General features: G+C 70.4%; 24 protein-coding genes. 11 read left to right on the plus strand and 13 right to left on the minus strand.

Annotation, left to right across the window (positions count from 1 at the left end; all coding sequences use genetic code 11):
* The first annotated feature begins 22 nt into the window (after nucleotides 1-22).
* Complete coding sequence (locus E3T40_RS17035; protein ID WP_233194024.1) at nucleotides 23-400, plus strand: hypothetical protein; 378 nt, start codon at nucleotides 23-25, stop codon at nucleotides 398-400.
* 177 nt (nucleotides 401-577) lie between these two features.
* Here the strand turns inward: E3T40_RS17035 and E3T40_RS08405 are convergent, their stop codons facing one another.
* Nucleotides 578-1,216, minus strand: a complete 639-nt coding sequence (locus E3T40_RS08405) for a LysE family translocator (protein ID WP_104170042.1) — start codon at nucleotides 1,214-1,216, stop codon at nucleotides 578-580.
* A 202-nt stretch (nucleotides 1,217-1,418) separates the two neighbouring features.
* Between E3T40_RS08405 and E3T40_RS08410 the strand changes: the two genes are divergently transcribed.
* A complete protein-coding gene (locus E3T40_RS08410; RefSeq protein WP_104170043.1) occupies nucleotides 1,419-1,982 on the plus strand; it encodes a thioesterase family protein in 564 nt (187 codons plus the stop codon).
* Nucleotides 1,983-2,254: 272 nt separating this feature from the next.
* Here E3T40_RS08410 and E3T40_RS08415 read toward each other — a convergent pair whose 3' ends face one another.
* The 4 genes from E3T40_RS08415 to E3T40_RS08430 form a co-directional block, all read right to left on the minus strand.
* A complete protein-coding gene (locus E3T40_RS08415; RefSeq protein ID WP_104170044.1) occupies nucleotides 2,255-2,767 on the minus strand; it encodes a hypothetical protein in 513 nt (170 codons plus the stop codon).
* 99 nt (nucleotides 2,768-2,866) lie between these two features.
* On the minus strand, nucleotides 2,867-4,489 hold the full coding sequence (locus E3T40_RS08420; RefSeq protein ID WP_104194363.1) for an NAD(P)/FAD-dependent oxidoreductase: 1,623 nt from the start codon (nucleotides 4,487-4,489) through the stop codon (nucleotides 2,867-2,869).
* A gap of 71 nt (nucleotides 4,490-4,560) precedes the next feature.
* A complete protein-coding gene (locus E3T40_RS08425) occupies nucleotides 4,561-4,932 on the minus strand; it encodes an META domain-containing protein (RefSeq protein WP_134543127.1) in 372 nt (123 codons plus the stop codon).
* A 72-nt stretch (nucleotides 4,933-5,004) separates the two neighbouring features.
* Nucleotides 5,005-5,919 carry a LysR family transcriptional regulator gene (locus E3T40_RS08430; RefSeq protein ID WP_104099920.1) on the minus strand — a complete coding sequence of 305 codons (915 nt, stop codon included), beginning with the start codon at nucleotides 5,917-5,919 and terminating at the stop codon, nucleotides 5,005-5,007.
* Between the two features lie 141 nt (nucleotides 5,920-6,060).
* On the opposite strand from E3T40_RS08430, the gene E3T40_RS08435 reads away from it, so the two are divergent.
* The 5 genes from E3T40_RS08435 to E3T40_RS08455 all read left to right on the plus strand — a co-directional run bounded on the left by E3T40_RS08435 (nucleotide 6,061) and on the right by E3T40_RS08455 (nucleotide 15,697).
* The gene (locus E3T40_RS08435; RefSeq protein WP_134543128.1) at nucleotides 6,061-9,699 is read left to right on the plus strand and encodes a bifunctional proline dehydrogenase/L-glutamate gamma-semialdehyde dehydrogenase; all 3,639 of its coding nucleotides are present in this window, start codon (nucleotides 6,061-6,063) and stop codon (nucleotides 9,697-9,699) included.
* 173 nt (nucleotides 9,700-9,872) lie between these two features.
* Nucleotides 9,873-10,895, plus strand: coding sequence for a 3-oxoacyl-ACP synthase III (locus E3T40_RS08440; protein WP_104099919.1), 1,023 nt, complete (start codon nucleotides 9,873-9,875; stop codon nucleotides 10,893-10,895).
* Nucleotides 10,892-13,705, plus strand: coding sequence for an alpha/beta fold hydrolase (locus E3T40_RS08445; RefSeq protein ID WP_241981717.1), 2,814 nt, complete (start codon nucleotides 10,892-10,894; stop codon nucleotides 13,703-13,705). Before E3T40_RS08440 ends, E3T40_RS08445 begins: the two co-directional genes overlap by 4 nt.
* 103 nt (nucleotides 13,706-13,808) lie before the next feature.
* On the plus strand, nucleotides 13,809-14,777 hold the full coding sequence (locus E3T40_RS08450) for an NAD(P)-dependent oxidoreductase (protein ID WP_134543129.1): 969 nt from the start codon (nucleotides 13,809-13,811) through the stop codon (nucleotides 14,775-14,777).
* A gap of 146 nt (nucleotides 14,778-14,923) precedes the next feature.
* Nucleotides 14,924-15,697: an ABC transporter permease gene (locus E3T40_RS08455; protein ID WP_174843657.1), complete on the plus strand. Its 774-nt coding sequence runs from the start codon at nucleotides 14,924-14,926 to the stop codon at nucleotides 15,695-15,697.
* Between the two features lie 62 nt (nucleotides 15,698-15,759).
* Here the strand turns inward: E3T40_RS08455 and E3T40_RS08460 are convergent, their stop codons facing one another.
* The gene (locus tag E3T40_RS08460) at nucleotides 15,760-16,197 is read right to left on the minus strand and encodes an Lrp/AsnC family transcriptional regulator (protein WP_104099917.1); all 438 of its coding nucleotides are present in this window, start codon (nucleotides 16,195-16,197) and stop codon (nucleotides 15,760-15,762) included.
* Nucleotides 16,198-16,544: 347 nt separating this feature from the next.
* Between E3T40_RS08460 and ddaH the strand changes: the two genes are divergently transcribed.
* Nucleotides 16,545-17,423, plus strand: a complete 879-nt coding sequence (gene ddaH, locus E3T40_RS08465) for a dimethylargininase (RefSeq protein WP_104170077.1) — start codon at nucleotides 16,545-16,547, stop codon at nucleotides 17,421-17,423.
* The gene (gene rocD / locus E3T40_RS08470) at nucleotides 17,420-18,664 is read left to right on the plus strand and encodes an ornithine--oxo-acid transaminase (RefSeq protein WP_134543144.1); all 1,245 of its coding nucleotides are present in this window, start codon (nucleotides 17,420-17,422) and stop codon (nucleotides 18,662-18,664) included. The genes ddaH and rocD overlap by 4 nt, the downstream gene beginning before the upstream one ends.
* 108 nt (nucleotides 18,665-18,772) lie before the next feature.
* Here the strand turns inward: rocD and E3T40_RS08475 are convergent, their stop codons facing one another.
* The 5 genes from E3T40_RS08475 to E3T40_RS08490 all read right to left on the minus strand — a co-directional run bounded on the left by E3T40_RS08475 (nucleotide 18,773) and on the right by E3T40_RS08490 (nucleotide 22,336).
* A complete protein-coding gene (locus E3T40_RS08475; RefSeq protein WP_104170049.1) occupies nucleotides 18,773-20,032 on the minus strand; it encodes an alpha-hydroxy acid oxidase in 1,260 nt (419 codons plus the stop codon).
* 16 nt (nucleotides 20,033-20,048) lie between these two features.
* A complete protein-coding gene (locus E3T40_RS08480) occupies nucleotides 20,049-20,849 on the minus strand; it encodes a FadR/GntR family transcriptional regulator (RefSeq protein WP_134543130.1) in 801 nt (266 codons plus the stop codon).
* Nucleotides 20,850-20,973: 124 nt separating this feature from the next.
* On the minus strand, nucleotides 20,974-21,087 hold the full coding sequence (locus tag E3T40_RS17560) for a hypothetical protein (protein WP_370287901.1): 114 nt from the start codon (nucleotides 21,085-21,087) through the stop codon (nucleotides 20,974-20,976).
* 149 nt (nucleotides 21,088-21,236) lie between these two features.
* Nucleotides 21,237-21,791, minus strand: a complete 555-nt coding sequence (locus E3T40_RS08485) for a glycerophosphodiester phosphodiesterase family protein (protein ID WP_134543131.1) — start codon at nucleotides 21,789-21,791, stop codon at nucleotides 21,237-21,239.
* A 149-nt stretch (nucleotides 21,792-21,940) separates the two neighbouring features.
* Entirely contained in the window at nucleotides 21,941-22,336 is a 396-nt protein-coding gene (locus E3T40_RS08490; protein ID WP_134543132.1) for a DUF3592 domain-containing protein, read from the minus strand.
* A 115-nt stretch (nucleotides 22,337-22,451) separates the two neighbouring features.
* Between E3T40_RS08490 and E3T40_RS08495 the strand changes: the two genes are divergently transcribed.
* Nucleotides 22,452-23,918: a peptide MFS transporter gene (locus tag E3T40_RS08495; RefSeq protein ID WP_134543133.1), complete on the plus strand. Its 1,467-nt coding sequence runs from the start codon at nucleotides 22,452-22,454 to the stop codon at nucleotides 23,916-23,918.
* Nucleotides 23,919-24,162: 244 nt separating this feature from the next.
* Here E3T40_RS08495 and E3T40_RS08500 read toward each other — a convergent pair whose 3' ends face one another.
* Together E3T40_RS08500 and E3T40_RS08505 are read right to left on the minus strand one after the other, a co-directional pair.
* The gene (locus tag E3T40_RS08500) at nucleotides 24,163-25,476 is read right to left on the minus strand and encodes an MFS transporter (RefSeq protein WP_104170078.1); all 1,314 of its coding nucleotides are present in this window, start codon (nucleotides 25,474-25,476) and stop codon (nucleotides 24,163-24,165) included.
* Nucleotides 25,477-25,481: 5 nt separating this feature from the next.
* Nucleotides 25,482-25,886: a MarR family winged helix-turn-helix transcriptional regulator gene (locus tag E3T40_RS08505; RefSeq protein WP_233191233.1), complete on the minus strand. Its 405-nt coding sequence runs from the start codon at nucleotides 25,884-25,886 to the stop codon at nucleotides 25,482-25,484.
* Nucleotides 25,887-26,078: 192 nt separating this feature from the next.
* Here E3T40_RS08505 and E3T40_RS08510 point away from each other — a divergent pair, with 192 nt between their 5' ends.
* Nucleotides 26,079-26,930, plus strand: a complete 852-nt coding sequence (locus E3T40_RS08510; protein ID WP_134543135.1) for an alpha/beta fold hydrolase — start codon at nucleotides 26,079-26,081, stop codon at nucleotides 26,928-26,930.
* The last annotated feature ends 2 nt before the right edge of the window (nucleotides 26,931-26,932 follow it).

A 26,932-nucleotide genomic window follows, 5' to 3' on the forward strand; every position in this document is an offset into this window, starting at 1 on the left:
GGGGATCGCCGACATCTCGGTGATGTTCGAGCACGGATTCGTGCTGAGCCTGAATTTTCTGCGGATGCTGCTGCCGGAGCGCGGCCGCGGGGTCGTGCTGCGTACCGCGGCCCGGTTCATGTCCCCGATCGAGTGGCTCGAGCGCGGGTTCCCGCCGGTGTTCGTGACCACCTCGGAGCGTGACTACTTCTACCGGGCGAACCTCAATTTCATCGCTGCGCTGCGCCGGCGCTCCATCGCGGTCGACGCGCTGATCTACGACCGGAAGCAGACCAACACGCGCCACACCCGGCAGCAGGACGCCGCGCATCCGGAATCGCACGAGGTCTACCGCCGCCTGGGTGCCTTCGTGCGCCGCGTCGCCGGGGTGCCGCTCGCGGCCGTCGCAACCGTCGCCTAGAACGTTCGTGGCGCACCCTGTGGAAGCCGGCGCATGTTCTACGGTCCGCCAGCTTCCACCGGGTGCGCCGCGACGGATGCGGGCCGCAGAGAAACCTTCGGACATCGGCTCACCGGGTCCGACAGGCCCGACTTTCGGGGCCGATATCGGAACCGCGGTCGACCACCGGGGGCAAGGTCAGGCTTGGGCGCCCGTGGCGGCGAGCACGCCGCCGAGGCCGATCATCATGACACCGCCGCCCGCGGAGAGGTGCTCCATGCGGCGGGGGGACGAGGCGAACCAATCGCGGGCCGAGCCTGCCGCGAGGGCCCACACGCTGTCGCCGAGCAGGGCAAGCAGCACGAACACGAGGCCCAGAGTCAGCAGCTGCAGCGGGACGGCCCCGGCCGAGTAGTCCACGAACTGGGGCAGCACGGCCACGAAGAACACGATCGACTTGGGGTTGCTGATCCCCACGACCGATCCCTCGGCCAGCAGGCGCCACTTCGTCTTCGGCACGCTGCTCAGTCCGAGGCTCCGGGCGGCCGCGTGCCGGTGCCGGATGGCCTGCACGCCGAGGTAGACGATGTACGCGGCGCCGGCGAACTTGATCGTCGTGAACACCACGATCGATCCGGTCACGATTGCGCCGAGGCCCAGCGCGACGGCCGCGACCACCGGGATCAGCCCGAGGGCGTTGCCGAGCACGCTCAGCAGACCGCCGAGGCGTCCGAGCGCCAGGGACCGCCCGATCACGAACAGCACGGTGGGTCCGGGCAGCACGATCAGGGCGACGGATGCCAGCGCGAACGTCAGCAGGTTGGGCAACGGGACCATATACGAAAGGTTAACCCGGCCGGGAGTCCGGGGCATCCGCTGTCGCGAGTGTGCCTGGTCCGGTCGAGAGTGACCCACGGAACGGGCACGCTCAACCGGAGGCACTGTGGTAATCGTGCAGGTTCCGGTCGTGCGGGCCCGGATGCTTGTGGCTCGCGGCAGCAGAATGCGCCCCGGCACCGCCGGTGGCTAGCCTCTCAAGATGCACATGCTCTGGCGCACCCTCCTGCACTCCGTCTTCTCCCGCTTCGGCCCGCGCCTGGGCCACTACGACGTGGCCAGCACCCGGTTCATCACTTTGCCGACCGACCAGGACATCCTTCGGCATATGAACAACGGCGTATACCTGTCGATCATGGACATCGCCCGCTTCGACATGCTGCACCGTACCGGCATCTGGGCGATCTTCCTGAAGCGCGGCTGGTACCCGGTGGTGGTGTCGGAGACGATCAGTTTCCGCAAGTCGCTGACCCTCGGCCAGAAGTTCACGGTGGAGTCGCGCATCCTGGGCTTCGACGAGAAGGCCGTCTACGTGGAGCAGCGGTTCGTGCGGCCGGACGCCGACGGAACCCCGGAGATCTACGCGCAGGGCTTCATCCGCGGACGGTTCCTGAAGCGCAGCGGAGGGGTCGTGGGCATCGACGAGCTCGTCGACGCCGTGGGCGCGGTGCCCGAGGACGTGACGGTGCCGGCCTGGCTGCTCGAGTGGAGCGCGGATGTCGCGATGCCCGCCACCCGCGCCGCCGCCCCCAGCCACTGGACCTGAGTGGGAGCGCCACGCGCCGTGTCTGCCGTGTCAGCCGAGTCCGGGGTCCTGCGGCACCCCCGCCCGTAGCCCGAACGAATTCGACGGAGATTCTGCCCGAATCAACCCGAAACAGTACGGAAATGCAGTTTTGCCCGAGAATCTCCGTCGAATTGGTTCGACGCCGGGCATGGCGTGGCGCCTGTGCTGACCAGCGTCCACGCGGGCGACCAGCGTCCACGCGGGGCGATCAGCTCTGATCCTCCGCGAGCGACACAACCAATCGATCAGGACTAGACGGTGGGTTCGGTGGCCTTCTTGGGCGGGATGAGCTCACTGTAGTACTCGACGTGGGGCTTGTAGTGGGTCCGGGCGGGTATCGGCTGACCGGTGCGCGCCGCAACGAGACGGTCGAAGTAGTAGTCCCAGAACGGGCCGACGGTGGCGGCCTCCGCGGCGGAGTGCAGGCGCTGGCCGAAGGTGAGGGTGGTCATCCCCGCCCCCTCGACGAGGTGCAGGATCACGTGCCGGGCGGCGGCACCCTCGCCGATGTCGGCGGTGAACCGCTTCGGCGGGATGCACTTGATGATGCTCACGTACTCCCACTCGGCATCCGCTTCGTCCAACTTGAATCGCACGGCGCCGGTCTCGGGAGCGCCCGTGTAGGTTCCGATCCAGCCCTGGAGGCCGGCGGACCGGCTCACGCTCGCCCACACGTCGTCCTTCGACGCGCTGAAGAGCCGGTCGAGCATGAGGTACAGACCGTCTTCGCGATAGGCAAGGCGTCCGGTTGGCTTGAATGACATGCGAACCTCCACGGTGAGTGAGGCACGGGCCTCAGTACAAAACTATGCCCTTCTCCGGGCGGGGATCAACAGCCACGCCCTCCGGCCGGGACCCGGCGCCTACCCCTCGAGCACCGCCATCGCCGCATTGTGACCGCCGATGCCGCTGACGCCGCCGCCGCGTCTGGCGCCCGCCCCACAGATCAGAATCCGCGGATGCTCCGTCGCCACCCCCCAACGCTCGGCCGCGGTGGATCGCGGCGCGTCGTCCTCGAGGAACGGCCATTCCAGAGGACCGTGGAAGATGTTGCCGCCGGGGAGGTTGAGGGCGTGCTCCAGGTCGAGCGTGGTCTTCGTCTCGATGCAGGGCCGGCCGGCGGCATCGCTCAGCAAGAGGTCCTCGATGGGTTCGGCCAGAACGGAATTCAGCGACGCCAGAACGGCGGCTTGCAGCCGGTCGCGGCTGACGTCGTTGTTCTCCTCGGTGAGCCAGCGGTGCGGGGCGTGCAGCGCGAACACCGTGAGGGTCTGCGCGCCGGCGGCGACGAGCTCGGGGGAGAGGATGCTCGGGTCGCTGAGCGAGTGGCAGTAGATCTCGCAGGGCAGCAGCTCGGGGAAGCCGTCGTGGTCGGCCTGGTTGTAGGCGCTCTCCAGCTGGGTCAGGGTCTCGTTGATGTGGAAGGTGCCGCCGAACGCGGCCTCGGGGGACACGTCCTCGTCGCGCAGCAGCGGCAGTCGGCGGAGTAGCAGGTTCACCTTGACCTGCGCGCCCTCCGGTTTGGCGTCGGGCCCCGCGCTCGGCCCGGCACTCGGGCCGGCACCCGGCTCGACGTCGGGGCGCACGGATGCCGGCGCGGCCTCGCCGAGGAGACCCCGCAGCACCCACGGGGCGACGTTGGCGAGCACGTGCCGGCCCTGAACGACCCGCAGGGCGCCGCCGTGCCGGTAGCTCACCTCGCCCTCCGGCGTGACGCCGGTGACCTCGGCCTCCGTCACGATCCGGGCGCCGGCCTGCCGGGCGGCCTTCTCCAGCTCGCCGGAGACGGCGCCCATGCCGCCGACCGGCACGTCCCAGTCCCCGGTCCCGTTGCCGATGACGTGGTACAGGAAGCAGCGGTTCGCGTCGAGCTCCGCGCTGTCCAGCGACGTGAAGGTGCCGATCAGGCCGTCGGTGGCGACCACCCCGCGCACGAGGTCGTTCTGGAAGCGATCACGGAGCGCGCCGCCGAGCGGCCGCTCGAAGAACTGCTCCCAAAGCATGTCGTCTCCGAGCAGGGTCCTGGCCTCCGAGCGCGTGGGCAGCGGCTCGCAGACGGTGGGGAAGAGCGCCCGGGCAACGCTCTCCGTGTCACGGTAGAAGGCATTCCAGGCGGAAAAATCGGCGGCCGCGCCGACCCGGTCGAAGCTGGCGCGGGTGGCCGGCTCGTCGCCGCGGTCGACCAGGAGTCCGGTTCGGGTGTCGGCCGGATCGGGGGTGTACGAGGAGTACCGGCGCCGGGCCAGCCCGATCTCGAGACCGAGCTCGTCGATGATTCGCTGCGGCAGCAGGCTGACCAGGTAGGAGTAGCGCGAGAGCCGCGCGTCGACGCCGGGGAAGGCCGGGGCTGAGATGGCCGCGCCTCCGACGTGTTCGCCCTGCTCGAGTAGGAGAACGCTTTTGCCGGCCAGGGCCAGATAGGCGGCGGCCGTCAGGCCGTTGTGTCCGCCGCCGATGATCACGACATCGTGTGTGGGTTCGCTCATGCACCGAGACTACTCAGGAACCGAGACCAGCCCGGGGCGTCGGGCCCGCGCAGCTTGCCCGCCCGGCCGGGTCAGTCGGCACGTTCGAGCGTGCCGAGCTCGTCGCCGTCGGCGTCCTGGATGGTCATGGTCGACCCGGCCACGGTGGCCGTGCTCGCTCCGCCCAGCCAGGTGTCGACGCCCTCACAGGCCATCAGGGTCGACGCGAACGTGCCGAACTCGACGGTGTCGCCGCTCATCGACCAGGTGCCGACGAGCCGGTTGCAGCCGTCGGTGCCGGTCACGGACGAGTCGGCCTTCAGCTCGAGGCCGGGCGTACCGCTGGCGTCGGGGGTGCCCCACGTGCCCGTCACGTCCGCGCTATCGGCGCCGGTGGAGCATCCGGTCAGGCCCAGCGCGAGGGCGACGGCGGCGAAGGCGAGCACAGCGGTTGGCTTCGTCATGGTGGGGCTCCGTTCACGGGTGTCGACGCGAGCCGCCGGACGCGCCCGTTCAACGATCAAAGCCGGGGAAGGTCAACCTGTCACCGGGGCGGCGACCAGTTCCACGGCGCGGGCCAGGGCGTCGCGCACGGCGAGCACGCCCGGTCGGCTGGCACTCGAGCGCCGGGCCGAGGAGAAGACGGTGCGGAGCGGCCCGCCGGGCAGCTCGACACCGCGGACGGTCGGCATCTTCCCGGCCCAGATCAAGTCCGGCAGGATGCCGACGGCATTGCCGGATTCGATCAGGCGGATGTGCGCGATCAGGTCGGCCGTCTCGAACCTCACGTCGGGCTCGAATCCCGCCGACCGGCAGAGCTGGGTCGCCCAGTGCCGTGAGGCGGTTCCCTCCGGCTCCATCACCCAGGGCAGATCGGCGGCGTCGGCGAGCGACGCTGCCGCCGCGCGGCCGCCGCGCGAGGGCGGAACGGCCAGCCGGAGCGCATCCGTCGCCAGGTTCACACGGTCCAGGTCAGGCCAGTGCACCCGGGTGTGCCCGGGATACTGTTCGGCGAGCACGAGGTCGAAATCGCGCGCAGACACCTCGAACAGGCCGCGCTCCGGCTCGCGCTCGGTGACCTCGACCCGCAGCTCGGGGAACTCCTCGGCGAGCAACGTGAGGGCCTGAGGGATGAGGGCGTGCGCCGCGGACTGGAACAGGGCCACGCGCACCGTGCCGGACACGGTCGTCAGCGACGCGGTCATCTCCGCCTCGGCCAGTTCCAGCCGTTCGAGCAGGTAGGTCGTGTGCAGCACCAGAACCTCGGCCTGCGGGGTGAGCCGCACCCGGCGCCCGACCTTCTGCAACAGGGAAACCCCGGCCTCTTTCTCCAGTAGCGCGAGCTGCTGCGACACAGCGGACGGGCTGTAAGCGAGGGCTTCGGCGACTCCCGCCAGGGTGCCGCGGATCTTGAGCTCGTGCAGCAGACGCAGTCGGCGCACATCCAGCATCCGTCACCCTCCTCGATCGTATCAATACTGATCATAAATGCTAATCAATATCGATCATAAAGATTCGCTTTTGCTAAAGGAACGAAAACCTCACACTGAGAACAGCCGTCCGCCGTGAACGAAAGAACTAGCCTCGTGACCATGACCAACTCCACTCCATCCGTGCAGCACGATCTCAGCGCCGATGTGGTCGCCCTCGTGCAGAAGTGGCTCGCCGAGAGCGCCACGATCCCCGCCGACCTGTCGGCCCAGCGCCTCGCCGGCGTGCTGAAAGACCCGAACGGGCTCGACTTCACCGTGGGCTTCGTCGACGGCGTCATGCGCCCGGAAGACCTCATGGTCGCCGGCTACAACCTGCAGAAGGTTGCGAAACAGGCGCCCGGCTTCCTCCCCTCCTACCTGCGCGGCGCCATCGGCCTCGGCGGCGTGCTCGGCCCGGTGGTGCCCTGGGTGGTCATCCCCGCCGCGCGGAAGGTGCTGCGCCAGATGGTCGGGCACCTGGTCGTGGACGCCACGCCCGAGAAGCTCGGTCCGGCGATCGCCCACCTGCGCGAGTCCGGCAACCGGCTCAACATCAACCTGCTCGGCGAGGCCGTGCTCGGGGAGAAGGAGGCGCTGCGCCGCCTCGAGGGAACCCGCGCCCTGCTGGCCCGCGACGACGTGGACTACGTCTCGATCAAGGTCTCCTCCATCGCCAGCCAGCTGTCGATGTGGTCCTTCGACGAGGCCGTCGACCGCGTCGTCGAACGCCTGACCCCGCTCTACGAGCTGGCGGCGGGGGGCGGTTCGACCACCGGGGGCGGTTCGACCACCGGGGGCGGCTCCACCACCGGGGCCAAGTTCATCAACCTCGACATGGAGGAGTACCGCGACCTCGACCTCACCATCGCGGTGTTCGAGCGCATCCTCGACCAGCCTCAGCTGCTGCACTTGGAGGCCGGCATCGTGCTGCAGGCCTACCTGCCCGACGCCCTCGGGGCCCTGCAGGGTCTTACTCACTGGGCACAGGGCCGCCGGGCCGCGGGTGGAGCCCCGATCAAGGTGCGTGTCGTCAAGGGCGCCAACCTGGCCATGGAACACGTCGACTCGGCCGTGCACGACTGGCCGCTGGCGACCTACTCCACCAAGCAGGACAGCGACACGAACTACAAGCGCGTGCTCGACTGGGCCTTCACCCCGCAGAACACGGATGCCGTCAAGATCGGCGTCGCCGGCCACAACCTCTTCGACGTGGCCTGGGCCCACCTCCTGGCCACGAAGCGCGGCGTGGACGACCGGGTCGAGTTCGAGATGCTGCTGGGCATGGCCACCAGCCAGGCCGAGGCCGTGAGCCGCGACGTCGGCCGCCTCCTGCTCTACACGCCCGTCGTGAACCCGGCCGAATTCGACGTGGCCATCAGCTACCTGATCCGCCGCCTCGAGGAGAACGCCAGCCAGGACAACTTCATGTCGGCGGTGTTCGAGCTGACGAGTTCCCCGCAGCTCTTCGACCGCGAGAAGGAGCGGTTCCTGGCCTCTCTCGCGGGCCTCGACGCGGTCGTCCCACAGCCGAACCGCCGCCAGGACCGTATCCAGGTCACCCAGCTCGATGCAGCCGGCCGCGGCGAGGTACCCGCAAGCGAATCCGGCGATGACGAGGATGAAGTCGGCGACGAGTCCGGCGTCGGGCTCACCGCAGCCGTGCTCGGGCTCACCCGCGGCTCGGTCGAGAGCCTGCCGCACCCCGGTTTCCACAACGAACCCGACACAGACCCGTCCCTGCCCGCGAACCGGGCCTGGGGTCGTCACATCCTGAGCCGGGTCGAGACCTCCACGCTCGGGCTGGACGCCATCCGTGACGCCCGGGTCAGCGACCCGGCCGAGCTGGACCGCCTGATTGAGGCCGCGGCGGCCTGCGGCGCCGCCTGGGGGCAGCGCACCGGAGCGGAGCGCGCCGCAGTGCTGCACCGGGCCGGGCTCGCGCTCGCCGCGAACCGCGACCGCCTGATCGAGGTGATGGCCGCCGAAACCGGTAAGACCATCGCCGAGGGTGACCCCGAGGTCAGCGAGGCGATCGACTTCGCCCACTACTACGCCGAACGGGCCCGCGACCTCGACGCCGTGCAGGGCGCGATCTTCGTGCCCTCGAAGCTGACCGTGGTCACCCCGCCGTGGAATTTCCCGGTAGCCATCTCCGCCGGCGGCGTGCTCGCCGCCCTCGCGGCCGGCTCCGGCGTCATCGTCAAGCCCGCCAAGCTCGCCCAGCGTTCCGGCGCGGTCATGGTCGAGGCGCTCTGGGAAGCCGGCGTGCCGCGCGACCTGCTCGTGCTCGTGGACCTCGCCGACCGGGAACTGGGTACCCGCCTGATCTCGCACCCGGCCGTCGACCGCGTCATCCTGACCGGCGGCTACGAGACCGCGCAGCTGTTCCGCAGCTTCCGCGAAGACCTGCCCCTCCTGGCCGAGACAAGCGGCAAGAACGCCATCATCGTCACTCCCTCCGCCGACCTCGACCTCGCCGCCGCCGATGTCATCAAGAGCGCCTTCGGGCACGCCGGGCAGAAGTGCTCGGCCGCGAGCCTGGTCATCCTGGTCGGATCGGTCGCCAAATCGGAGCGCTTCATCAGTCAGTTGACGGATGCCGCGACCTCCCTGCGCGTCGGCCGCCCCTCCGACCCGGTCACCCAGATGGGCCCCATCATCGAGCCGGCCGAGGGCAAGCTGCGCCACGCCCTCACCACGCTCGGCGTCGGCGAAAAGTGGCTGGTCGAGCCCCAGCAGCTCGACGAGTCCGGCACCCTCTGGTCGCCGGGCATCCGCACCGGGGTGCTGCCCGGCTCCTACGTGCACCTGACCGAGTTCTTCGGGCCCGTGCTCGGAGTGATGCACGCCCGCAACCTGGCGGAGGCCATCCGTTTCCAGAACGCGGTCGACTACGGCCTCACCTCGGGGCTGCACTCGCTCGACCCGGCCGAGCTGACCGAATGGCTGGACACGATCGAGGCCGGAAACCTCTACGTGAATCGCGGCATCACCGGCGCGATCGTGCAGCGCCAGCCCTTCGGCGGCTGGAAGCGCTCGGCCGTGGGCCCGGGCACCAAGGCCGGCGGCCCGAACTACCTGTACGGGTTCGGCGGCTGGGTGAGCGAAGCCGGCCGCAACAGCTCGACGCTCCACCTGCGCGGCCTCGACCAAACCGTCACCGCCCTGATAGAGGCGGCGCAGACCGTGCTCGACTACGCGGACTTCGACGTGCTGCGCCGGTCGGCGCTGAGTGACGCGCTGGCCTGGCGCGACGAGTTCGGCGCGGTCAGGGACGTCTCAGACCTCGGTCTCGAACGCAACCTGTTCCGCTACCGCCCGCTGCCCGTCACCGTGCGCCTGACCGAGGCCGGCACCCTCGCCGACCTGCTGCGCGTGATCATTGCCGCGACCCTGTCGACGGCGTCGTTCGAGGTCTCCAGTGCCATCCCGGTGCCGCCGATGGTGCGCAACGTGCTCGCCGAGCGCGAGATCGCGGTTTCGGTCGAGAGCGACGACGAATGGCTGCAGCGGGCCGAGGCCGGTGGCATCCGCACCAGCCGGGTGCGCCTGATCGGCGGGGACCGCCTGACAGGGGCGCAGGCGGAGGCCTCCCGCCTGGCCCACGCGCTCGGCGGCAGCCCGGACATCGCGGTGTACGCACACCCCGTCACCCAGGCCGGCCGGGTCGAGCTGCTCCCGTTCCTGCGCGAGCAGGCGATCTCGATCACGGCGCACCGCTTCGGCAACCCGAGCACACTCTCCGAGGGGATCATCTAGGGGCCGGGCTGCGGCCCGTGCGACGGCGGCCGACCACAAGGCTAAAATAGGTCTTTGGTGGCCGCAGTCTGCGGTCGACTGCACCAGCAGGAGTGCGGACAACGATCAGGCTTCTGGTGCACAATGATCGAGGCGCGGCTGACCACTGCTGCAATTCGACAGGGGATCCACAGTTGGACGGTAACGCAACGACGACGCACCGCAATGTCGCCCTGCTGTCGGTGGCGACCGAGCTCGCCCCGCAGGTCACGACCTCGGTGGACATCGATCGTCGCCTGCAGCCGGCCCTCAAACGGCTGAAGCTGCCGAGCGGCCTGCTCCAGCGGGTGGCGGGCGTGCACGAGCGCCGTAACTGGGCGCCCGGCCAGGCCTTCGACGACGCGGCCGTCGCGGCCGGCACGCGCGCCCTGGCCGCCGCCGGCATCCAGCCGGGCCAGGTCGGCCTGATGATCAACACCTCGGTGACCCGCAAGCACCTCGAGCCCTCGGTGGCCGTGCGCATCCACCACGGCCTCGGCCTGCCCTCCTCGGCCACGAACTTCGACATCGCGAACGCCTGCCTCGGTTTCGTCAACGGCATGACCCTGGCCGCACAGCTGATCGACTCCGGCCAGGTGCAGTACGCCGTGATCATCGACGGGGAGGACGCCGACGAGATCCAGACCAACACGATCGAGCGCCTCGGCCGCCCGGACATCAACCGCAAGGACTTCATGAGCGAGTTCGCGAGCCTGACGCTCGGCTCCGGCGCGGCCGCGGCCGTGCTCGGTCGGGCCGACGCGCATCCGGAAGGGCACCGCATCCTCGGCGGCGTGACCCGCGCCGCCACCGAGTTCAACGGCCTCTGCGTCGGCAGCGTCGACGGCATGTTCACCGACGCCAAGGCGCTGCTCAAGGGCGGCATGGAGCTCGTCGTTTCGGCCTGGACCGAGGCCAAACGCGACTGGAACTGGTCGGGCATGGACCGGTACATCCTGCACCAGGTGTCGGATGTGCACACCGACGCGATCGTGAAGGCGACCGGGCTGGACCGCAGCCGGGTGCCGCTCACCTACCCGCTGTACGGCAATGTGGGGCCCGCGTCGATCCCGATCACCCTGGCCGAGGAAGCCGCGCGGCTCAGGACCGGCGACCGGGTGCTGCTGATGGGCGTCGGCAGTGGCCTGAACACGGCCATGATGGAACTCGCCTGGTGAAGCGCGGCTCTGCTCCCGTGTCCTACCGTCTCCCGCGCGCCGCGGCGACGCCGGCGCCCGCGTCCCTGCCGCCGGCCGGCCTGTCGGGGCTCGATGCCGCGTTCTCGCGCCTGGTGCCGGTCGTGTCGACCGCCTCCGGGCATCCGGTCACCCGCACCTGGCACCTGCTCGACAACGCGGAGCGTCTCGCCGAGCTGGGCGTCACCCCCGTGGGCACGGTGCTCTGCGTGCACGGTAACCCCACCTGGTCCTACCTGTGGCGCGAGTTCGTCACGGCGGCGACGGATGCGGCCTGTCACGGCGGCGAGGCCTGGCGCGTCATCGCCGTCGACCAGCTCGAGATGGGCTTCTCCGAGCGAAGCGGCGCGGTGCGCCCGCTCGCCACGCGCGTGCGGGACCTGGGCGAGCTGACCGACACCCTCGGCCTGGCCGGCCCGGTGGTCACCTTCGGTCACGACTGGGGCGGGTCGATCTCGCTCGGCTGGGCCGTCGACCACCCGGACGTGCTTGCCGGGGTCATGCTGCTGAACACGGCCGTGCACCAGCCGGGCGATGCGCCGGTGCCTGCCCCGCTGCGGCTGGCACTGCGGAGCAGCGTGCTCGGCTCCGGCACCGTGGCCACGCCGGCGTTTCTGGAGACGACACTGGCACTGGCGCACCCGCCGCTTCCGGCCGCGGTGAAGCAGGCGTATCGCGCGCCCTACCGCGGCGCGGCCCGCCGCGGCGGGATCGGCGCGTTCGTCGCCGACATCCCGGTGCATGGCGCACACGAAAGCGCGGCCGAAATCGCCCGCATCTCCGGCGGCATCCGCGACCTGACCGTACCGGCCCTGATGCTCTGGGGCCCGACCGACCCGATCTTCAGCGATCGCTACCTCGACGACCTCGTGGACCGCCTGCCGCACGCGGACGTGCATCGCTTCGAGGGTGCCGGGCATCTCGTCATGGAAGACGTCGACTACGCCGCGGCCGCCCTGACCTGGCTCGGCGACCGCGCGGTGCCTGCCGCTGCAATCGCTGCTGTCGCCTCCGCCGCTTCCTCCGCTGCCCCTCAGGTTGCCGTTTCGGTCGAACAGGGTGTGGGCGGCTGGGCGGCCGGCGAGCGGCATCCGCTCTGGCACTACCTGGACGAACTGCAGAACAGCGACGAGACCGCGCTGGTCGACATGGCCCCGCCCGGGGGCGGCGCACCCCGCGTCGTCAGCTGGCGCCTGCTCTCCCGGCGGGTGCGGCAGCTCGCCTGCGGCCTCGATCGTATCGGCGTGCGGAAAGGCGACCGGGTCTCGCTGCTCGTTCCACCCGGCGCCGACCTGACCGCGGTGCTCTACGCCTGCGTGCGGATCGGCGCGATCGTGGTGGTCGCGGATGCCGGCCTCGGCCTACGCGGGCTGACCCGCGCCGTGCGCGGCGCGCGCCCCGACCACGTGATCGGCGCCGCCCCCGGGCTGCTCGCCGCCCGGGCCCTCGACTGGCCCGGCCAGAAGATCTCCGTGGCGCGGTTTCCCCGCGCCGCCATGCGCGCCCTCGACATCTCCGCCACCCTCGCCGAGCTGATCGCGCTCGGCGTGGACGAGCAGCTTCCGTCGCCGCCGGAACCCGGAGACACTGCCGCCGTGCTGTTCACCTCCGGCTCGACCGGGCCGGCCAAGGGCGTCGTCTACACGCACGGCCAGCTCGCCGCGGTCAGCGACGCGCTGTTCGCGCAGTACGGCGTGGGCCGCGGCACCGGCCTGGTGGCCGGCTTCGCCCCGTTCGCGCTGCTCGGCCCGGCCCTCGGCGCCCGCTCGGTGACCCCGGACATGGACGTGACGAAGCCGAAGACCCTGACCGCCGCATCCGTCGCCGCCGCGGTCGCCGCCATCGACGCGACCGTGGTATTCCTGTCGCCGGCCGCGCTGGCCAACGTCGTTGCCACCGCCGGCAGCCTGACCGCCGCCGACCATGTCAGCCTCGCCGGCGTGTCGAGTTTTCTCTCCGCCGGTGCCCCCGTCTCCGAGCCGCTGCTCGCGGCCGCGGCCCGGCTGATGCCGTCGGCCTCCGCACACACGCCCTACGGCATGACCGAGGGGCTGCTGATGGCCGACATCTCGCTCGACGGCATCCGCGAGGCGATGGCCACGGCGACCACGCCGGGGGTCTCGCCGTCTGCCTTGTCCTCTGCCGCGACGGCGACGGATGCCCCGGCCGGCCCCGGCGGGGTCTGCGTCGGCCGCGCGACGGCGACCACGCGCATCCGCACGAGCGCCCTCGACGCCCAGGGGCACGCCACCGGCGAGCTGTCGGAGGCCGCCGGGGTCACCGGCGAGATCGTGGTCTCCGCGCCGCACGTCGAGGACCACTACGACCGCCTGTGGCTGACCGACCGGGCCGCCCGCAGCGGCGCCGTGCCCGGTGAACGCTGGCACCGCACGGGCGACGTCGGGCACTTCGACGCCGCCGGACGCCTCTGGGTGGAAGGGCGCCTGCCGCACGTGATCACGACGGCGACCGGCGTCGTGACCCCGGTCGGTCCCGAGCAGCGCATCGAGTCCGTCGCAGCGGTGGCCCGGGCCGCCGTCGTCGGGGTTGGGCCGACCGGCACCCAGCAGGTGGTCGCCGTGGTCGAGACCCGCACGCCGACCCGCCGGGTCGCGCTGGCCGACCCCGGGCTGGCCGCCGCCGTGCGTGCCGTCGCGGGGCTGCCGCTGGCCGCGGTGCTGGTCGTGCCGCATCTGCCCACGGACATCCGTCACAACTCGAAGATCGACCGCACCCGGCTGGGGCGCTGGGCCGGCGGCATCCTATCCGGCGCGCGGATGACCCGCCCGTGAGGCGCCTCTCGCGTCACGCGCAGGCTGCGCCCCTCCGCTGCCGGCAGGCCACGCGCGCAGCGGCGCAGCACCCGCGCAGCGCATTTTCGCCGACGGTGCTGCCGTGAGGGTGCTTGTCACCGGGGCCAGCGGCTTCCTCGGCCGCGCCGTCGCGGCCGAGATCGCGGCCGCCGGACACGAGGTGCGCGCCTTCCAGCGGCGCCCGTCGGGCGTGCCCGGCGTGACCGACCTGCTCGGCTCGGTCACCGCGCCCGCCGAGGCCCGGCGCGCCGTCGCCGGAATGGACGCGGTCGTGCACCTGGCCGCCAAGGTGTCCCTGGCCGGCAGCCCGGCCGAGTTCGCCGCCGTGAACGTGGGCGGCACGCGCACCCTGCTGGCCGCGGCCACGGATGCCGGAGCCTCCCGCTTCGTCTTCGTGTCGTCGCCCTCGGTCGCCCACGCCGGGGCATCCATTGTCGGCAGCGACGCCGAGCCGGCCGACCCGGCCGGGGCCCGCGGTCCCTACGCCCGCACCAAGGCCGAGGCCGAACTGGTCGCCCTCGCCGCGGATTCGGCCGCCCTGCGCGTGGTCGCCGTGCGGCCGCACCTGGTCTGGGGCCCGGGAGACACCCAGCTCGTGGCCCGGATCGTCGAGCGCGCCCGCGCCGGACGCCTGCCGCTGCTCGGCCACGGCGCCGCCCTGATCGACACCACCTACATCGACAACGCTGCCACGGCCATCGCGGCAGCCCTCTATCAGGCCGACGCCGTGCACGGCCGCTCCTACGTGATCACGAACGGGGAGCCGCGGCCGGTCGCCGAACTGCTCGCGGGCATGTGCCGGGCCGCCGGCGTGCCGGCGCCGGCCTGGCGGGTCCCGGCCGGGGTTGCCCGCGGTGCGGGGGCGCTGATCGAGGCGGCCTGGCGCATCCGTCCGGGCGCCGACGAGCCGCCGATGACCCGGTTCCTGGCCGAGCAGCTCTCGACCGCGCACTGGTTCGACCAGCGCCGCACCCGGTCCGAGCTGCGGTGGACGCCCGTGGTGAGCCTCGATGAGGGCTTCCGCCGCCTCGCCGCCTCGTACGACGGCTAGCTTTCTCGGGCACTGGCGGCCTCAACGGATGCCCAGGGCCGTCCGTGCGATCGCCAGCGCCCCTTCCGCGTGCTGACGGAGCCCAGTCGTTGACGGATTCCGATCACCGGGGCCTGCCGGGCGCGGCGGCTCGCTAGGCTCGTCACGTGACCTGGCCCCGCGACCTCCCCGCCCAGCTGGCCGGACTGGCGCCGACCCTGCTCGGGATCGCGCTGCTCATCGCGATCGTCACGCTGGTGCTGCACGGCTACCGGGTGCCGCATCCGTTCGCACCGGCCCTCGCCGTGCTGCGCGGCGCCCTGCAGCTCGCCGCGATCAGCCTGATCCTCAGCGGCATCATCTCCGACCCGTTCTGGGTCGGCGTGGGTCTGGCGGTCATGTTCACCGCTGCGGTCGGCACGGTCACCCGCCGGATCGGCGCCACCCGGCGGCACGCGACCTGGGTGGCCGCCTCGATGGGCCTGGGCGTGATGGTCACCCTCCTCGTGGTCTTCGGCACCGGCGCGCTCGAGTTCACGCCGCGCTACGTGTTGTCGTTCGGCGGCATCATCATCGGCAACGCCATGTCGATCGCCACGCTCTCCGGCCGGCGCTTCACCGAGGGCGTGACCGAGCACTGGGAGGAGGTCGAGGGCTGGCTGGCCCTCGGCGCCACCCCGCGCCAGTCCACCCGGGAACTGGCCTGCCGCGCGGTGTACTTCGCCCTGATCCCCTCGACCGACCAGACGAAGACCACCGGGCTGGTCACGCTGCCCGGAGCCTTCGTGGGAGCGATTTTCGGTGGAGCCTCTCCGCTCGAGGCAGGGAGGTTCCAGATCGTGGTGCTTGCCGGCATCCTCTGCGCCGGATCGATCGCGGCGGTCGCCCTGATCCACCTGCTCGCCCCCGTGACCCGGCGCCCCGTCCCGGTGCCGGGCTAGCGACACGCGCCGCGCTGATGTCCTCGGCGCCGGCCGGTCCGATCCTGCTGGGAGCCGGGCGGCTACTCGGCGGAGCGGTGAATCAGCCGGGAGAGCACGATCGCGCTGCGGGTGTGGTCCACGTTGGGTGCCAAACGCACCTTTTCCAGCGCCGCCTCCAGACCGGGGATGTCCCGGGCCCGGATGTGCACGATGGCGTCGGCGCTGCCCGTGACGGTTCCGGCGTCCACGACCTCCGGCACCCCGGACAGGATGCGCAGCAATTCCTCGGGCGCAACGGTGCCGCGGCAGAACAGCTCGACGTAGGCCTCGGTGCTCATGCCGTCGATGGCCGGATCCACCTGGATGGTGAAACCGCGGATGACGCGGTCGGCCACGAGCCGGTCGACCCGGCGTTTCACGGCCGACGCCGAGAGTCCGACGACCGAGCCGATATCGCCGTAGCCCGCCCGGGCGTTCTGGCGGAGCAGGTCGAGAATGCCACGGTCGAGGTTGTCCATGCCGAGAGTCTAAGGGGCATCGTTGCGCTGGCGCACTCATGAACGCAGAAAACCCGCGCACGATAGCGCAATTCACTGGATAGCTGCGCCGTGGCGAGCGGACCAACGGGCGGACGTGCGGCATCCGTCATCGCCCGTTGTGGCGGAAAACTGCGTGAGGGGCCGGACGCGCGCACGTTTTCGGCGCAGAGTGGGGTGCACATCCGATTCGTGCTGTGTAAGACTAAAGATGGCGTCTCTGTCCAGGCGTTTCGTGCCGGCAGAGCTCTCGTGAGTGACCTGGTCCGCCATCCACCCCGCCAGCCGACCTCACCCGAAGGGGGCGGATGGCCGCCGAAGGAGTCACCATGTCGACCAACCTCACCGCCCCGAACCTGGACGAGCTCGTCTCGCCGGCCCTCCCCGTGCGCACGCCCGTCAAGCGCACCGTGCTGATGTGCAAGCCCGACTTCTTCTCCGTCGTCTATCGCATCAACCCCTGGATGGATCCCGCCATCCCGACGGACACCGCGCTCGCCGTCGCCCAGTGGCAAACGCTTCACGACACCTATGTCGGCCTCGGCTTCGACGTGCACCTGATCGACCCCGTCGACGGCCTGCCGGACATGGTCTACGCGGCCAATGGCGGATTCGTCATCGACAACATCTCCTACGGCGCGGCCTTCACCTACGCCGAACGCCAGCCGGAAGGTCCGGCCTACATGGACTGGTTCGGCGCCAACGGATTCGACGTGCGCGTGCCGGCGGAGATCAACGAGGGCGAGGGCGACTTCCTGCTCGTGGGCGACGTGATCCTCGCGGGCACCGGGTTCCGCAGCGCCTCGAACAGCCATGAAGAGGTGTCGGCGATCTACGGCCGCCCCGTGATCACGCTCAACCTGATCAATCCGAGCTTCTACCACCTCGACACGGCCATCGCCGTGCTCGACGCGTCGCCGGCCACGGGCAACGGCGAGATCGCCTACCTGCCGAGCGCGTTCGACGAGCCGAGCCTGGCCATCCTGCGCGAGCGATTCCCGGACGCCATCATCGTCGCCGAGAAGGACGCGGCCATCCTCGGCCTCAACTCCTATTCCGACGGCTACAACGTGGTCATCGCCGCGCGGGCGAAGGGCTTCGAGGCCCAACTGCGCGCCCGCGGCTTCAACCCGATCGGGGTCGACCTGTCCGAGCTGCTGCTCGGTGGAGGAGGCGTGAAGTGCTGCACCCTGGAGCTGCGCCGATGACCGACCGGGCCACCGCCCCGGTTGTCGCGCTCGGACAGGCCGCGTATATCGCGCTGGAAGACGAGCACGCGGCCCACAACTACCATCCGCTGCCCGTGGTCGTCGCGTCCGGCGACGGCGCCTGGGTGACGGATGTCGACGGCCGCCGCTACCTGGACTGTCTGGCCGCGTACTCCGCGGTCAACTTCGGCCACTCCAACCCGCTCCTGTTGGACGCCGCTCGCGAGCAACTGGGCCGCATCACGCTCACCAGCCGCGCCTTCCACAACGACCAGCTCGGCCCGTTCGTGACCGCGCTCGCCGAGCTCTCCGGCAAGGACATGGTCCTGCCGATGAACACGGGCGCCGAGGCGGTGGAGTCCGGCATCAAGGTGGCCCGCGCCTGGGGCTATCGGGTCAAGGGCGTCGCCGCCGGGATGGCGAACATCATCGTGGCCGGGGAGAACTTCCACGGCCGCACCACCACGATCATCAGCTTCTCCGACGACGAGTCGGCCCGTAAGGATTTCGGGCCGTTCACGCCGGGGTTCCGCACGGTTCCCTACGGAGACGCCGCGGCCCTCGAGGCTGCGATCGACGCGAACACGGTCGCGGTGCTGCTCGAGCCCATCCAGGGCGAGGCCGGCATCGTCGTGCCGCCGGCCGACTACCTGCCGGCCGTGCGCGAGATCACGAACCGCCACAATGTGCTGTTCATCGCCGACGAGATCCAGTCCGGCCTCGGCCGCACGGGAGCGACCTTCGCTTGCGACCTGGTGGGCGTCGTTCCTGACCTCTACCTGCTCGGCAAGGCACTCGGCGGCGGCATCGTGCCGGTCTCGGCGGTCGTCGGCAATCGGGACATCCTCGGCGTGCTCCGCCCCGGCGAGCACGGCTCGACCTTCGGCGGCAACCCGCTGGCGGCGGCCGTCGGCCTCGCCGTGGTGAAACTGCTGGCCACCGGCGAGCAGCAGGAGCGCGCGCGCGTTCTCGGCGCCCGCCTGCACGACGGTCTGACCGGGTTGATCGGCCAGGGCGTCGTGGCCGTGCGTGGCGCCGGCCTCTGGGCCGGCATCGACATCGACCCGACGCTCGCCCCCGGCCGGGTGGTCTGCGAGGCCCTCCTGGCCCGCGGCGTGCTCGCGAAGGACACCCACGGCTTCACCATCCGGTTGGCCCCGCCGATCGTGGTCTCCGAGGCCGACCTCGACTGGGCGGTCGAGCAATTGGCCGCCGTGCTCGCGGAGCTCGCCGCCACGTAGCCGAGCCGCCGAGTTGTCCCGTTTGTGCCGAGTTGACCCGTTGGAACGGGTCAGCTCGGCACAAACGGCGACACTCGGCGAGGTCCGACCGGCCGGGCGGCCACGGCGCTACACGCCGACGGATGCCGCCACCGGCTGCGCGATGCGGCCGAGGCGTGCGAGCTGGGTGACGTGGCCCGGCTCGAGCTCCTCCAGGCTGTTCACGCCGAGCAGTCGCATGGTGCGGGAGACCTGCTCGGAGAGGATCTGGACGGCCCGGTCGACGCCGGCCTCGCCGCCGGCCATCAGGCCGTAGAGGTAGGCGCGGCCGACCAGGGTGAAGCGGGCACCGAGGGCGACGGACGCGACGATGTCGGCGCCGCTCATGATGCCCGTGTCCAGATGCACCTCGTATTCGCTGCCGACCTCGCGCACGACGTTCGGCAGCAGGTGGAACGGGATCGGGGCGCGGTCGAGCTGGCGCCCGCCGTGGTTGGAGAGGATGATGCCGTCCACGCCGAGGTCGGCGAGCGTGCGCGCATCCGCCAGGCTCTGTACGCCCTTGACGACGATCTTGCCGGGCCACTGCGCCTTGATCCAGGCCAGGTCCTCGAAGGTGACGGTGGGGTCGAACATGGTGTCGAGCAGGTCGGCGACTGTGCCGCTCCAGCGGTCGAGGCTGGCGAAGGCGAGCGGTTCGGTGGTGAGGAAGTTGATCCACCATTCCGGCCGCGGCAGTGCGTTGATGACCGTTCCGGCGGTCAGGGCCGGCGGGATCGAGAAACCGTTGCGCTTGTCGCGCAGGCGCGCGCCCGCTACGGGCACGTCCACAGTCACCAGCAGGGTGTCGTAGCCGGCCTTCGCGGCCCGGTCCACGAGCGCCATCGAGCGGTCGCGGTCCTTCCACATGTAGAGCTGGAACCAGTTGCGCCCGTGGGGGTTCGCGGCCTTGACGTCCTCGATCGACGTGGTGCCCATGGTCGACAGGGAGAAGGGGATGCCGGCCCGGGCCGCGACGTGAGCGCCCGCGATCTCACCCTCGGTCTGCATCATCCGGGTGAACCCGGTCGGGGCGATTCCGAAGGGCTGGGCCACGGGGGCGCCGAGCACGTCCCAGCCCGTCGACACGGCCGACACGTCCCGCAGGATCGACGGGTTGAACTCGATGTCCTCGAAGGCCTGGCGGGCACGGCCCAGCGACAGCTCGGCCTCGGCGGCGCCGTCGGTGTAGTCGAACGCGGCCTTGGGGGTGCGCTTCTTGGCGATGTCGCGCAGGTCGTAGATGGTGAGCGCGCCCTCGAGGCGGCGCCTCTTCGCGTTCAGCTCGGGGGTCTTGAAGTGCATCAGCGGGGCAAGGTCTTTGATCTTCGGGATGCGTCGTTGAACCATGGTCGAAGGGTCCTTTCTATCGGGCCACCGGGTGCCCGTTGGCATCCGTGTGGTCGTTGGCGAAGAGGTCGGGCAGGTGGTTGGCAAGGTGGGTTTCGGCGTAGTAACTGGCGATATGGGACTGCACGAGGCTGCGGGCGGCCGGGGGATCGCCGGCCTCGATCGCGCCGAGGATCGCGCGGTGTTCGGTGCGGAGCCGGGCGGAGGTGTCGGGCCAGGAAGCGAGGCTGGTCGCGCCCGCCCGCACATAGCCCTCGATGGCACTGCGCAGCCCCGCCATCGTGGCGGTCACGACCTGGTTGCCCGATGCGGTGGCCAGGGCCAGGTGGAACGCGGCGTCGAGGGCCAGGAATTCCCCCTCGGTCAGCGCGGGAGACTCCATGGCGCAGAGCAGCAGCTCGGGCGTCGTCAGGTCGGGGTGCAGGGAGGCGTTGGCGTCCATGGTGGAACTGGCCTGGGCGGATGCCTCCGCCAGCTCGGTCACGACCGAGGCCTCGAGCACCAGCCGGGTCTTGACCACGTCAGCGACGGGGAACCCCTGCGCCGCCACCTGCAGACGCATCAGCGCCGACATGCCGCCGCCGGGCAGGGCCACGATGATCGCACCCGCCGTGGGCCCCGACCCGGCGGACGTGCGAAGCAGCCCGAGCACTTCGAGCACCCGGATGGCCTCGCGCACGCTGGACCGTCCGACGCCCAGCTCGGCGGCGAGGGCCCGCTCGGGCGGAAGATGGTCACCCGGGCGTAGTCGCCCACTGAGGAGATCCAGCTCGATGCTCTGCAACACGACTTCCCAGGCACGGCGTTCAATGCTCACGGGCTCCTCCTCGACGTTGGGGTGGCATGCGGTGTGCCCGACGGGGGATCACGCGTCGGGCGGTGTGGTCTGACCACACGCTACACGACGCGCCCGGTGCGCACCAGCGCCCGGGGCGCATCCGTCACCGGGTGTACGCCGCCGGCACCTTCAGGCCGCGCTCCTCGAGGACCGTGCGGAGGCGGTCGGGGTAGTCGGTGATGATGCCGTCCACTCCCTCCTCCATCAGGGTGGTCAAGTTCGCGGTCTCGTTCGCCGTCCACGGGACGACCGGGAGGCCGATGCCGCCCAGGTTCGGGCTGGATCCGGGCTGCCCGACGCTCGGCCAGGAATCCCCGCTCGATCGGGCCCCCAGGGTCAGATCCGGGGCGATTTGCCGGGTGAGGTTCAGTGACGCCCAGTCGAAGCTCTGCAGGACTGACCGATCCGACTGCCGGGGGTGTTCGCCTGCTCAGGGAAGCCAGGCAACTGCTGGTAGCCGCAGTCCAGGGTGCGGATTTCGGCCAGGCTCAGGTCGCGCACCCGGTCGTCGGCATAGGGAAAGGCCGGGTCGCCGGGGAACGCGGGCGCGGCGTCGGCGCATTTGCTGGACGTCATCACGTCGTCGTGCCACACCACCACCTGGTTGTCACTGGACGAATGGGTGTCCAGCTCGAGTGTGCTCACACCCAACTCGAGAGACCCGGCGAAGGCGGTCAGTGATTCCTCGGTCCACTGGCCGCGGCCACCGCGGTGCGACTGCAGATCGAATGATCCATTGCGCTGGTTGGACCGAAGGGCGTTCACCGTGCCGGTCGTTTCGGAGCCGGACGGATCGGCGGTTGTGGCGGCCGGCGTGCCCGGATCGGAGGAAGCGGCCCGGGCCGGCGAGGCCCCGAACGTCCCGGCGACGGCCCCGGCGAGGATGGCGGCGGCGGCCGCCGAGATCAGGATTGTGCACATTGCGTGGTTCCCCTGGAGTTGCGTGAACCGGCGGCAGTCTGCCTCCGGTTCTCCACGCTGTGAACCGGACGTGGCCGGGGTGGAGAGGTCGTTCCGAGCGCTGACCGGGCCTGGTCACGGCGGCGGGCTCCGTGCGAACGCAGAGGATCTCAGATGAAGAGCAGCACGATGCCGAGCACGCCGGACGCGGCACCGATGCCGAGCAGGATCAGGCCGGTCAGGCGCAGTGCCCGGCCCTCGGCCTCCGGGGTGTGGGTGCGGCACCGGGAGGGGGTGCGGCGGTTGAACCAGACCGGCACGTCGTCGCCGGGCGCGAGCCCGTGCGTCTCGTGTGTGTTCGCCGGGCACTCGTGCACCTCGCCGTCACGGTCGAACCAGCGGATGACCGTTCCGGCCCGGGAGGACGCGATGACGCCATCCGTCAGTACCCAGCGACCCTTCACGCCGCGCGCGACGAGACCGGCCGCGAAGAGTGCCCCGCCGACGGCCAGGCCGACCAGGGTCAGCACCTCGCTGAGGAGGGAAATGAGCGAGTAGGCGTCCACGTGGCCCCTTCCCGGTCGTCGTAACGGTACGGGCAAAATCGTACCGCGCCACCGGGCCGGATGCCGCGACCCGGCCGATGCCCCCAGGTCTGGGGGCACACGGTAAGGTCAAGCAATGAGCTCGGCTGTTGAACGATCCCCCACCCGTGACGACCGAAGCTTCCTCGGACAGCCTCGCGCCCTCGCCAACGTGTTCGGCGTCGAGATGTGGGAGCGGTTTTCGTTCTACGGGATGCAGGGCATCCTGCTGCTCTATTTGTACTACTCCGCGGCCGACGGCGGCCTCGGGATCCCGCAGGCCACCGCGGCAGGCATCGTGGGCGCCTACGGCGGCGGCGTCTACCTGTCGACCATCCTGGGCGCCTGGGTGGCCGACCGCCTGGTGGGCTCGGAGCGGGTGCTCTTCTTCAGCGCCATCGTGATCGCGGTGGGGCACGTGGCGCTCGCGCTCCTGCCGGGCCTCGGCGGCGTGGCGACCGGGCTCATCCTGATCGCACTGGGCAGCGGCGGGCTCAAGGCCAACGCGACCAGCGTCGTGGGCGCGCTCTACGCCAAGAACGACCCTCGGCTCGACGCGGGCTTCTCGCTCTTCTACCTCGGCATCAACCTGGGTGCCTTCTTCGGGCCGGTCCTGACCGGCCTGCTGCAGACGACCCTCGGCTTCCACTACGGGTTCGGGCTCGCCGCCGTGGGAATGGCGATCGGCCTGGTGCAGTACTCCTTCGGCCGCAAGCGCCTGCCGGCCATCGTGCACGAGGTGCCGAATCCGCTGCCGGCGTCGCGCCACGCCGGCTACCTCTGGGCCGCGATCTCAACGATCGTCGTGATCGTGGTGCTGGTCCTGCTCGGCGTGATCACGGCATCCGGCCTGGTCAGCATCGTTATCGCGCTGACCCTGATCGCCACGGTCTCCTACTTCGTGGTCATCCTGCGTAACCGTCAGATCACCGCCCTCGAGCGCAAGCGCGTCTACGCGTTCATGCCGCTGTTCGTGGCCAGTGCCGCGTTCTGGTCCCTCTCCCAGCAGCAGTTCACGGTGGTGACCATCTACACCGACGAACGGCTCAACCGCGACGTGTTCGGCTGGGAGCTGCCGGTGTCGTGGGTGCAGTCGTTCAACCCGGTCTTCATCATCCTGCTCTCGGGTGCCTTCGCCGCGCTGTGGACGCGCTGGGGTTCGCGTCAGCCGTCCACCCCGGTCAAGTTCGCGTTCGGCACCGTGCTGATGGGTTCCGCGTTCCTGCTGTTCCTCCCGTTCGTCGACGGCGGCGCGAATTCGACGCCACTGATCGCGATGATCGCGATCCTGTTCGTGCTCACGGTGGCGGAGCTTCTGATCGGGCCGGTCGGCCTGGCCGTCACGACGCGGCTCGCCCCGGAACCCTTCAAGACCCAGATGGTCGCGCTGTTCTTCCTCTCGATCGCCCTGGGCACCGCGGTGTCCGGCTGGCTCGCCGAGTGGTACACATCGGTGTCGGAGACGGTCTACTTCAGCGTGATCGGCGGGGTCGCGATCGTGCTCGGGCTGTTGCTCGCACTGATCGCCCGACCGATCCTGCGGCTGATGAACGGCGTGCGCTGACCGGCATCCGTCAGCCGAGTGGGTGCCAAGCGATTCGTTGTGTTGCGCCCCACAGGTTCAGAGCTGGCTGCACCGCGCGGACTCTGTTCAGCAGGGGGGGGGGGGCGGTGTCCGGTGTTGAACCAATTCGACGGAGAATCTGAGCGAAACCTGCTTTTTCGGGCCTTATGGCAACGATTTGGGCAGAATCTCCGTCGAATTCGTTCGGGGAGAACTGCCGCCGTGCCCGTCAGGTCTCACTCCGCTAGCGCGTCGCCGTGGCCTCGACGATCGCGATTTCGCGGGTGGCGGTCTCGGCGGTGCGGCCGTCTCCGTCGTGGTGCACCCGCACTCGTGGGGTCACGCCCCGGCGGAACCGTACCCGCAGGCTGCGGTAGCGCACCATCCAGAAGAGCACCGCCCCGGCCGCGAGGAGGCCCGAGAGCGCGGCCACGCCGAGCGCCCAGCGCGGGCCGAACTGGTCGGCTACCCAGCCCACCAGGGGCGCCCCGAGTGGCGTGCCGCCGGCGAAGATCGCCATGTAGAGCGCCATCACCCGGCCGCGCATGGCCGGCCGCGTCGTGGTCTGCACGTAGGCGTTCGCGGTGGTCATCAGGGTCAGCGAGGACAGGCCGACGAAGGTCAGGGAGATCGCGAAGGTCAGGTAGTTGGGCATCACCGCGGCCACAGCGCAGGACAGGCCGAACGCGAAGGATCCGACGATGACCAGACGCAGCCGCGGCCGGCCGCGACGGGCGGCCATCAGCGCCCCCGCGACGGAGCCGATGGCCATGATCGAACTGAGCAGCCCGAACTCGCTGGCACCCATGCCGAACTCGACCGTGGCCATCGTCGCCGTGAAGATCGCGAAGTTGAAGCCGAAGGTGCCCACCAGGAAGACGGTGATCAACACGACGATGATGTCTGGCCGGCGGGACACGTACCGGAAGCCAGCCATCAGCTGTCCCCGCTCGCGGGAGGCCCGCGGCTGCGGCCTCAGCTGAACGGTGCGCAGAAGAGTCATCGCGAGCACCGTCGCCGCGAACGTCGCCGAGTTGATCATGAAGACCCAGCCGGCGCCGACGGCGACCGTGAGCAGCCCCGCGGCGGCCGGCCCGATCAGCCGGGCGCCGTTGAACGATGCGGAGTTGAGGGCCACGGCGTTCGGGAGGTCGTTGTCGGAGACCAGCTCCGACACGAAGGTCTGGCGAGCGGGGGCGTCGATCGCCGCGACGATCCCGAGGCCCAGGGCGAAGAGGTAGACGTGCCACAGCTCCGCGACGCCGGTGACGGTGATCACACCGAGGCCGAGGGCGAGCAGGCCCATCAGGGTCTGCGTCAGGATGAGCAGTCTGCGCCGGTTGAACCGGTCCGCGATGAGGCCGGACCAGGGCATCAGCACGAGCTGGGGCCCGAATTGCAAAGCCATCACGATGCCCACCGCGGTGGCGTTGTAATCGGTCAGTTCGGTCAGCACGATCCAGTCCTGGGCCGTGCGCTGCATCCAGGTTCCGATGTTCGACACGAGGGCCCCCGCGAACCAGATTCGATAGTTCGGGATGCTCAGGGAGCGGAACATGTTGTTCAACTGTTGGCGAGTTCCTTCATGATGTCGACGGCCTCGGTGAGGATCCGGCGCTGGTCGGGGCTGAGCGTGACGATGCGCTGGGCGAGCCAGGCATCCCGGCGTTTGCGCGTCTCCCGCATCAGGGTGCGCCCCTGGTCGGTCACCGTGAGCACCACCTTGCGGCCGTCGTCGGCAGAGCCGGCCCGGTTCACGAGGCCAGCCTCGACCAGCGCGTTGACCGTGCGGTTCATCGACGGCGGCGTGACCCGCTCGCGTTCGCTGAGCTCGCGGAGGGTGAACGGGCCATGGAAAAACAGGGTGCCGAGTGCCGAGAACTGGCTCGAGCTGAGCTCATTGTCGGCCTTCTCCTGCCGCAGGCGGCGGGCCAGCCGGCCGTTGGCCAGCCGGAAATCGTGACTCAACTCGGCTACCGTCGCACGTCGACCAAGGGAGACTTCCGGCGCAAGCACGTGAGATGTCGGTGAAGATTCCATAGCTACCCACCCTAACCACTTAGCCTTGCTAAGTATTCCCTGCTCGCAGCCTAGTTCAGGATCGACGGCAAAGAACCGGAATCCAGAGACGCGCGGGGCGAGTCCTGCCAGACTGGCCTCGTGCCTACCTACACGGATGACTTTGGCGTCTCGATCACGTATTTCACCTGGCCGGTCGATCGCCCGCGGGCCATCGTGCAGCTCGTTCACGGGGTCGGTGAGCATGCGCAGCGGTATGCGGAGCTCGCCACCCGACTGAACACGGCCGGCTACACGGTCTACGCCGACGACCACCGCGGCCACGGCCAGACCGGAGTGCACCAGTACGACGGCGACCTGTCCCGCCTCGGCCGCCTCGGCCCCGGCGGACTGCGTGCGGCAGTGGCCGGCGTACGCCAGCTGAGTGGGATCATCCGCGCCACTCACCCTGATCTGCCGCTCGTGCTGCTCGGCCACAGCTGGGGGTCCTTCATGGTGCAGATGATCGTCAACGCGCACGCCGCCGACTACGACGCGGTCGTGCTCAGCGGCACGGCCTACCGGATGCCCGGCTACCTGGACAGCGGCGACCTCAACCGCCGACACAAGCACCTTGGCGACACCGGGGTGGAGTGGCTCAGCCGCGATCCAGAGGTGGCCCGCGCTTTCATCGCCGACCCGCTCACGACCACGACCCCGCTGGCCAAGCTGTTCGGGCTGCGAGAGGCGGCGCGCCTCTTCGGCAGGCCGGGCCGCGACCTGCCGCCGGGCCTGCCGCTGCTCATCCTGGTCGGCGGTGACGACATCGTGGGCGGGGAGCGCAGCGCTCGCAGGCTGGTTCGGGCCTATTCCGGGCGGTCGGGACTTCGGGACATCCGGGTCATCACCTACCCCGGTGCCCGTCACGAGGTGTTCAACGAGACGAACCGTGAGGATGTCTTCGACGACCTGATCGGGTGGCTGGCCAAACGTTTTGCCGTGCGCGCCGATTAGGC

It is taken from the genome of Cryobacterium sp. TMT1-19, from assembly GCF_004403055.1.
GTDB classification, from domain to species: domain Bacteria; phylum Actinomycetota; class Actinomycetes; order Actinomycetales; family Microbacteriaceae; genus Cryobacterium; species Cryobacterium sandaracinum.

Coding starts and splice junctions, on each gene's coding strand:
- rocD (WP_134543144.1), top strand. CDS start 17,420: ATGACCGACCGGGCCACCGCCCCGGTTGTCGCGCTCGGACAGGCCGCG.
- E3T40_RS08460 (WP_104099917.1), bottom strand. CDS start 16,197: ATGGACAACCTCGACCGTGGCATTCTCGACCTGCTCCGCCAGAACGCC.
- ddaH (WP_104170077.1), top strand. CDS start 16,545: ATGTCGACCAACCTCACCGCCCCGAACCTGGACGAGCTCGTCTCGCCG.
- E3T40_RS08500 (WP_104170078.1), bottom strand. CDS start 25,476: ATGTTCCGCTCCCTGAGCATCCCGAACTATCGAATCTGGTTCGCGGGG.
- E3T40_RS08410 (WP_104170043.1), top strand. CDS start 1,419: ATGCACATGCTCTGGCGCACCCTCCTGCACTCCGTCTTCTCCCGCTTC.
- E3T40_RS08485 (WP_134543131.1), bottom strand. CDS start 21,791: ATGTGCACAATCCTGATCTCGGCGGCCGCCGCCGCCATCCTCGCCGGG.
- E3T40_RS08435 (WP_134543128.1), top strand. CDS start 6,061: ATGACCAACTCCACTCCATCCGTGCAGCACGATCTCAGCGCCGATGTG.
- E3T40_RS08430 (WP_104099920.1), bottom strand. CDS start 5,919: ATGCTGGATGTGCGCCGACTGCGTCTGCTGCACGAGCTCAAGATCCGC.
- E3T40_RS17035 (WP_233194024.1), top strand. CDS start 23: ATGTTCGAGCACGGATTCGTGCTGAGCCTGAATTTTCTGCGGATGCTG.
- E3T40_RS08415 (WP_104170044.1), bottom strand. CDS start 2,767: ATGTCATTCAAGCCAACCGGACGCCTTGCCTATCGCGAAGACGGTCTG.
- E3T40_RS08495 (WP_134543133.1), top strand. CDS start 22,452: ATGAGCTCGGCTGTTGAACGATCCCCCACCCGTGACGACCGAAGCTTC.
- E3T40_RS08405 (WP_104170042.1), bottom strand. CDS start 1,216: ATGGTCCCGTTGCCCAACCTGCTGACGTTCGCGCTGGCATCCGTCGCC.
- E3T40_RS08475 (WP_104170049.1), bottom strand. CDS start 20,032: ATGGTTCAACGACGCATCCCGAAGATCAAAGACCTTGCCCCGCTGATG.
- E3T40_RS08420 (WP_104194363.1), bottom strand. CDS start 4,489: ATGAGCGAACCCACACACGATGTCGTGATCATCGGCGGCGGACACAAC.
- E3T40_RS08425 (WP_134543127.1), bottom strand. CDS start 4,932: ATGACGAAGCCAACCGCTGTGCTCGCCTTCGCCGCCGTCGCCCTCGCG.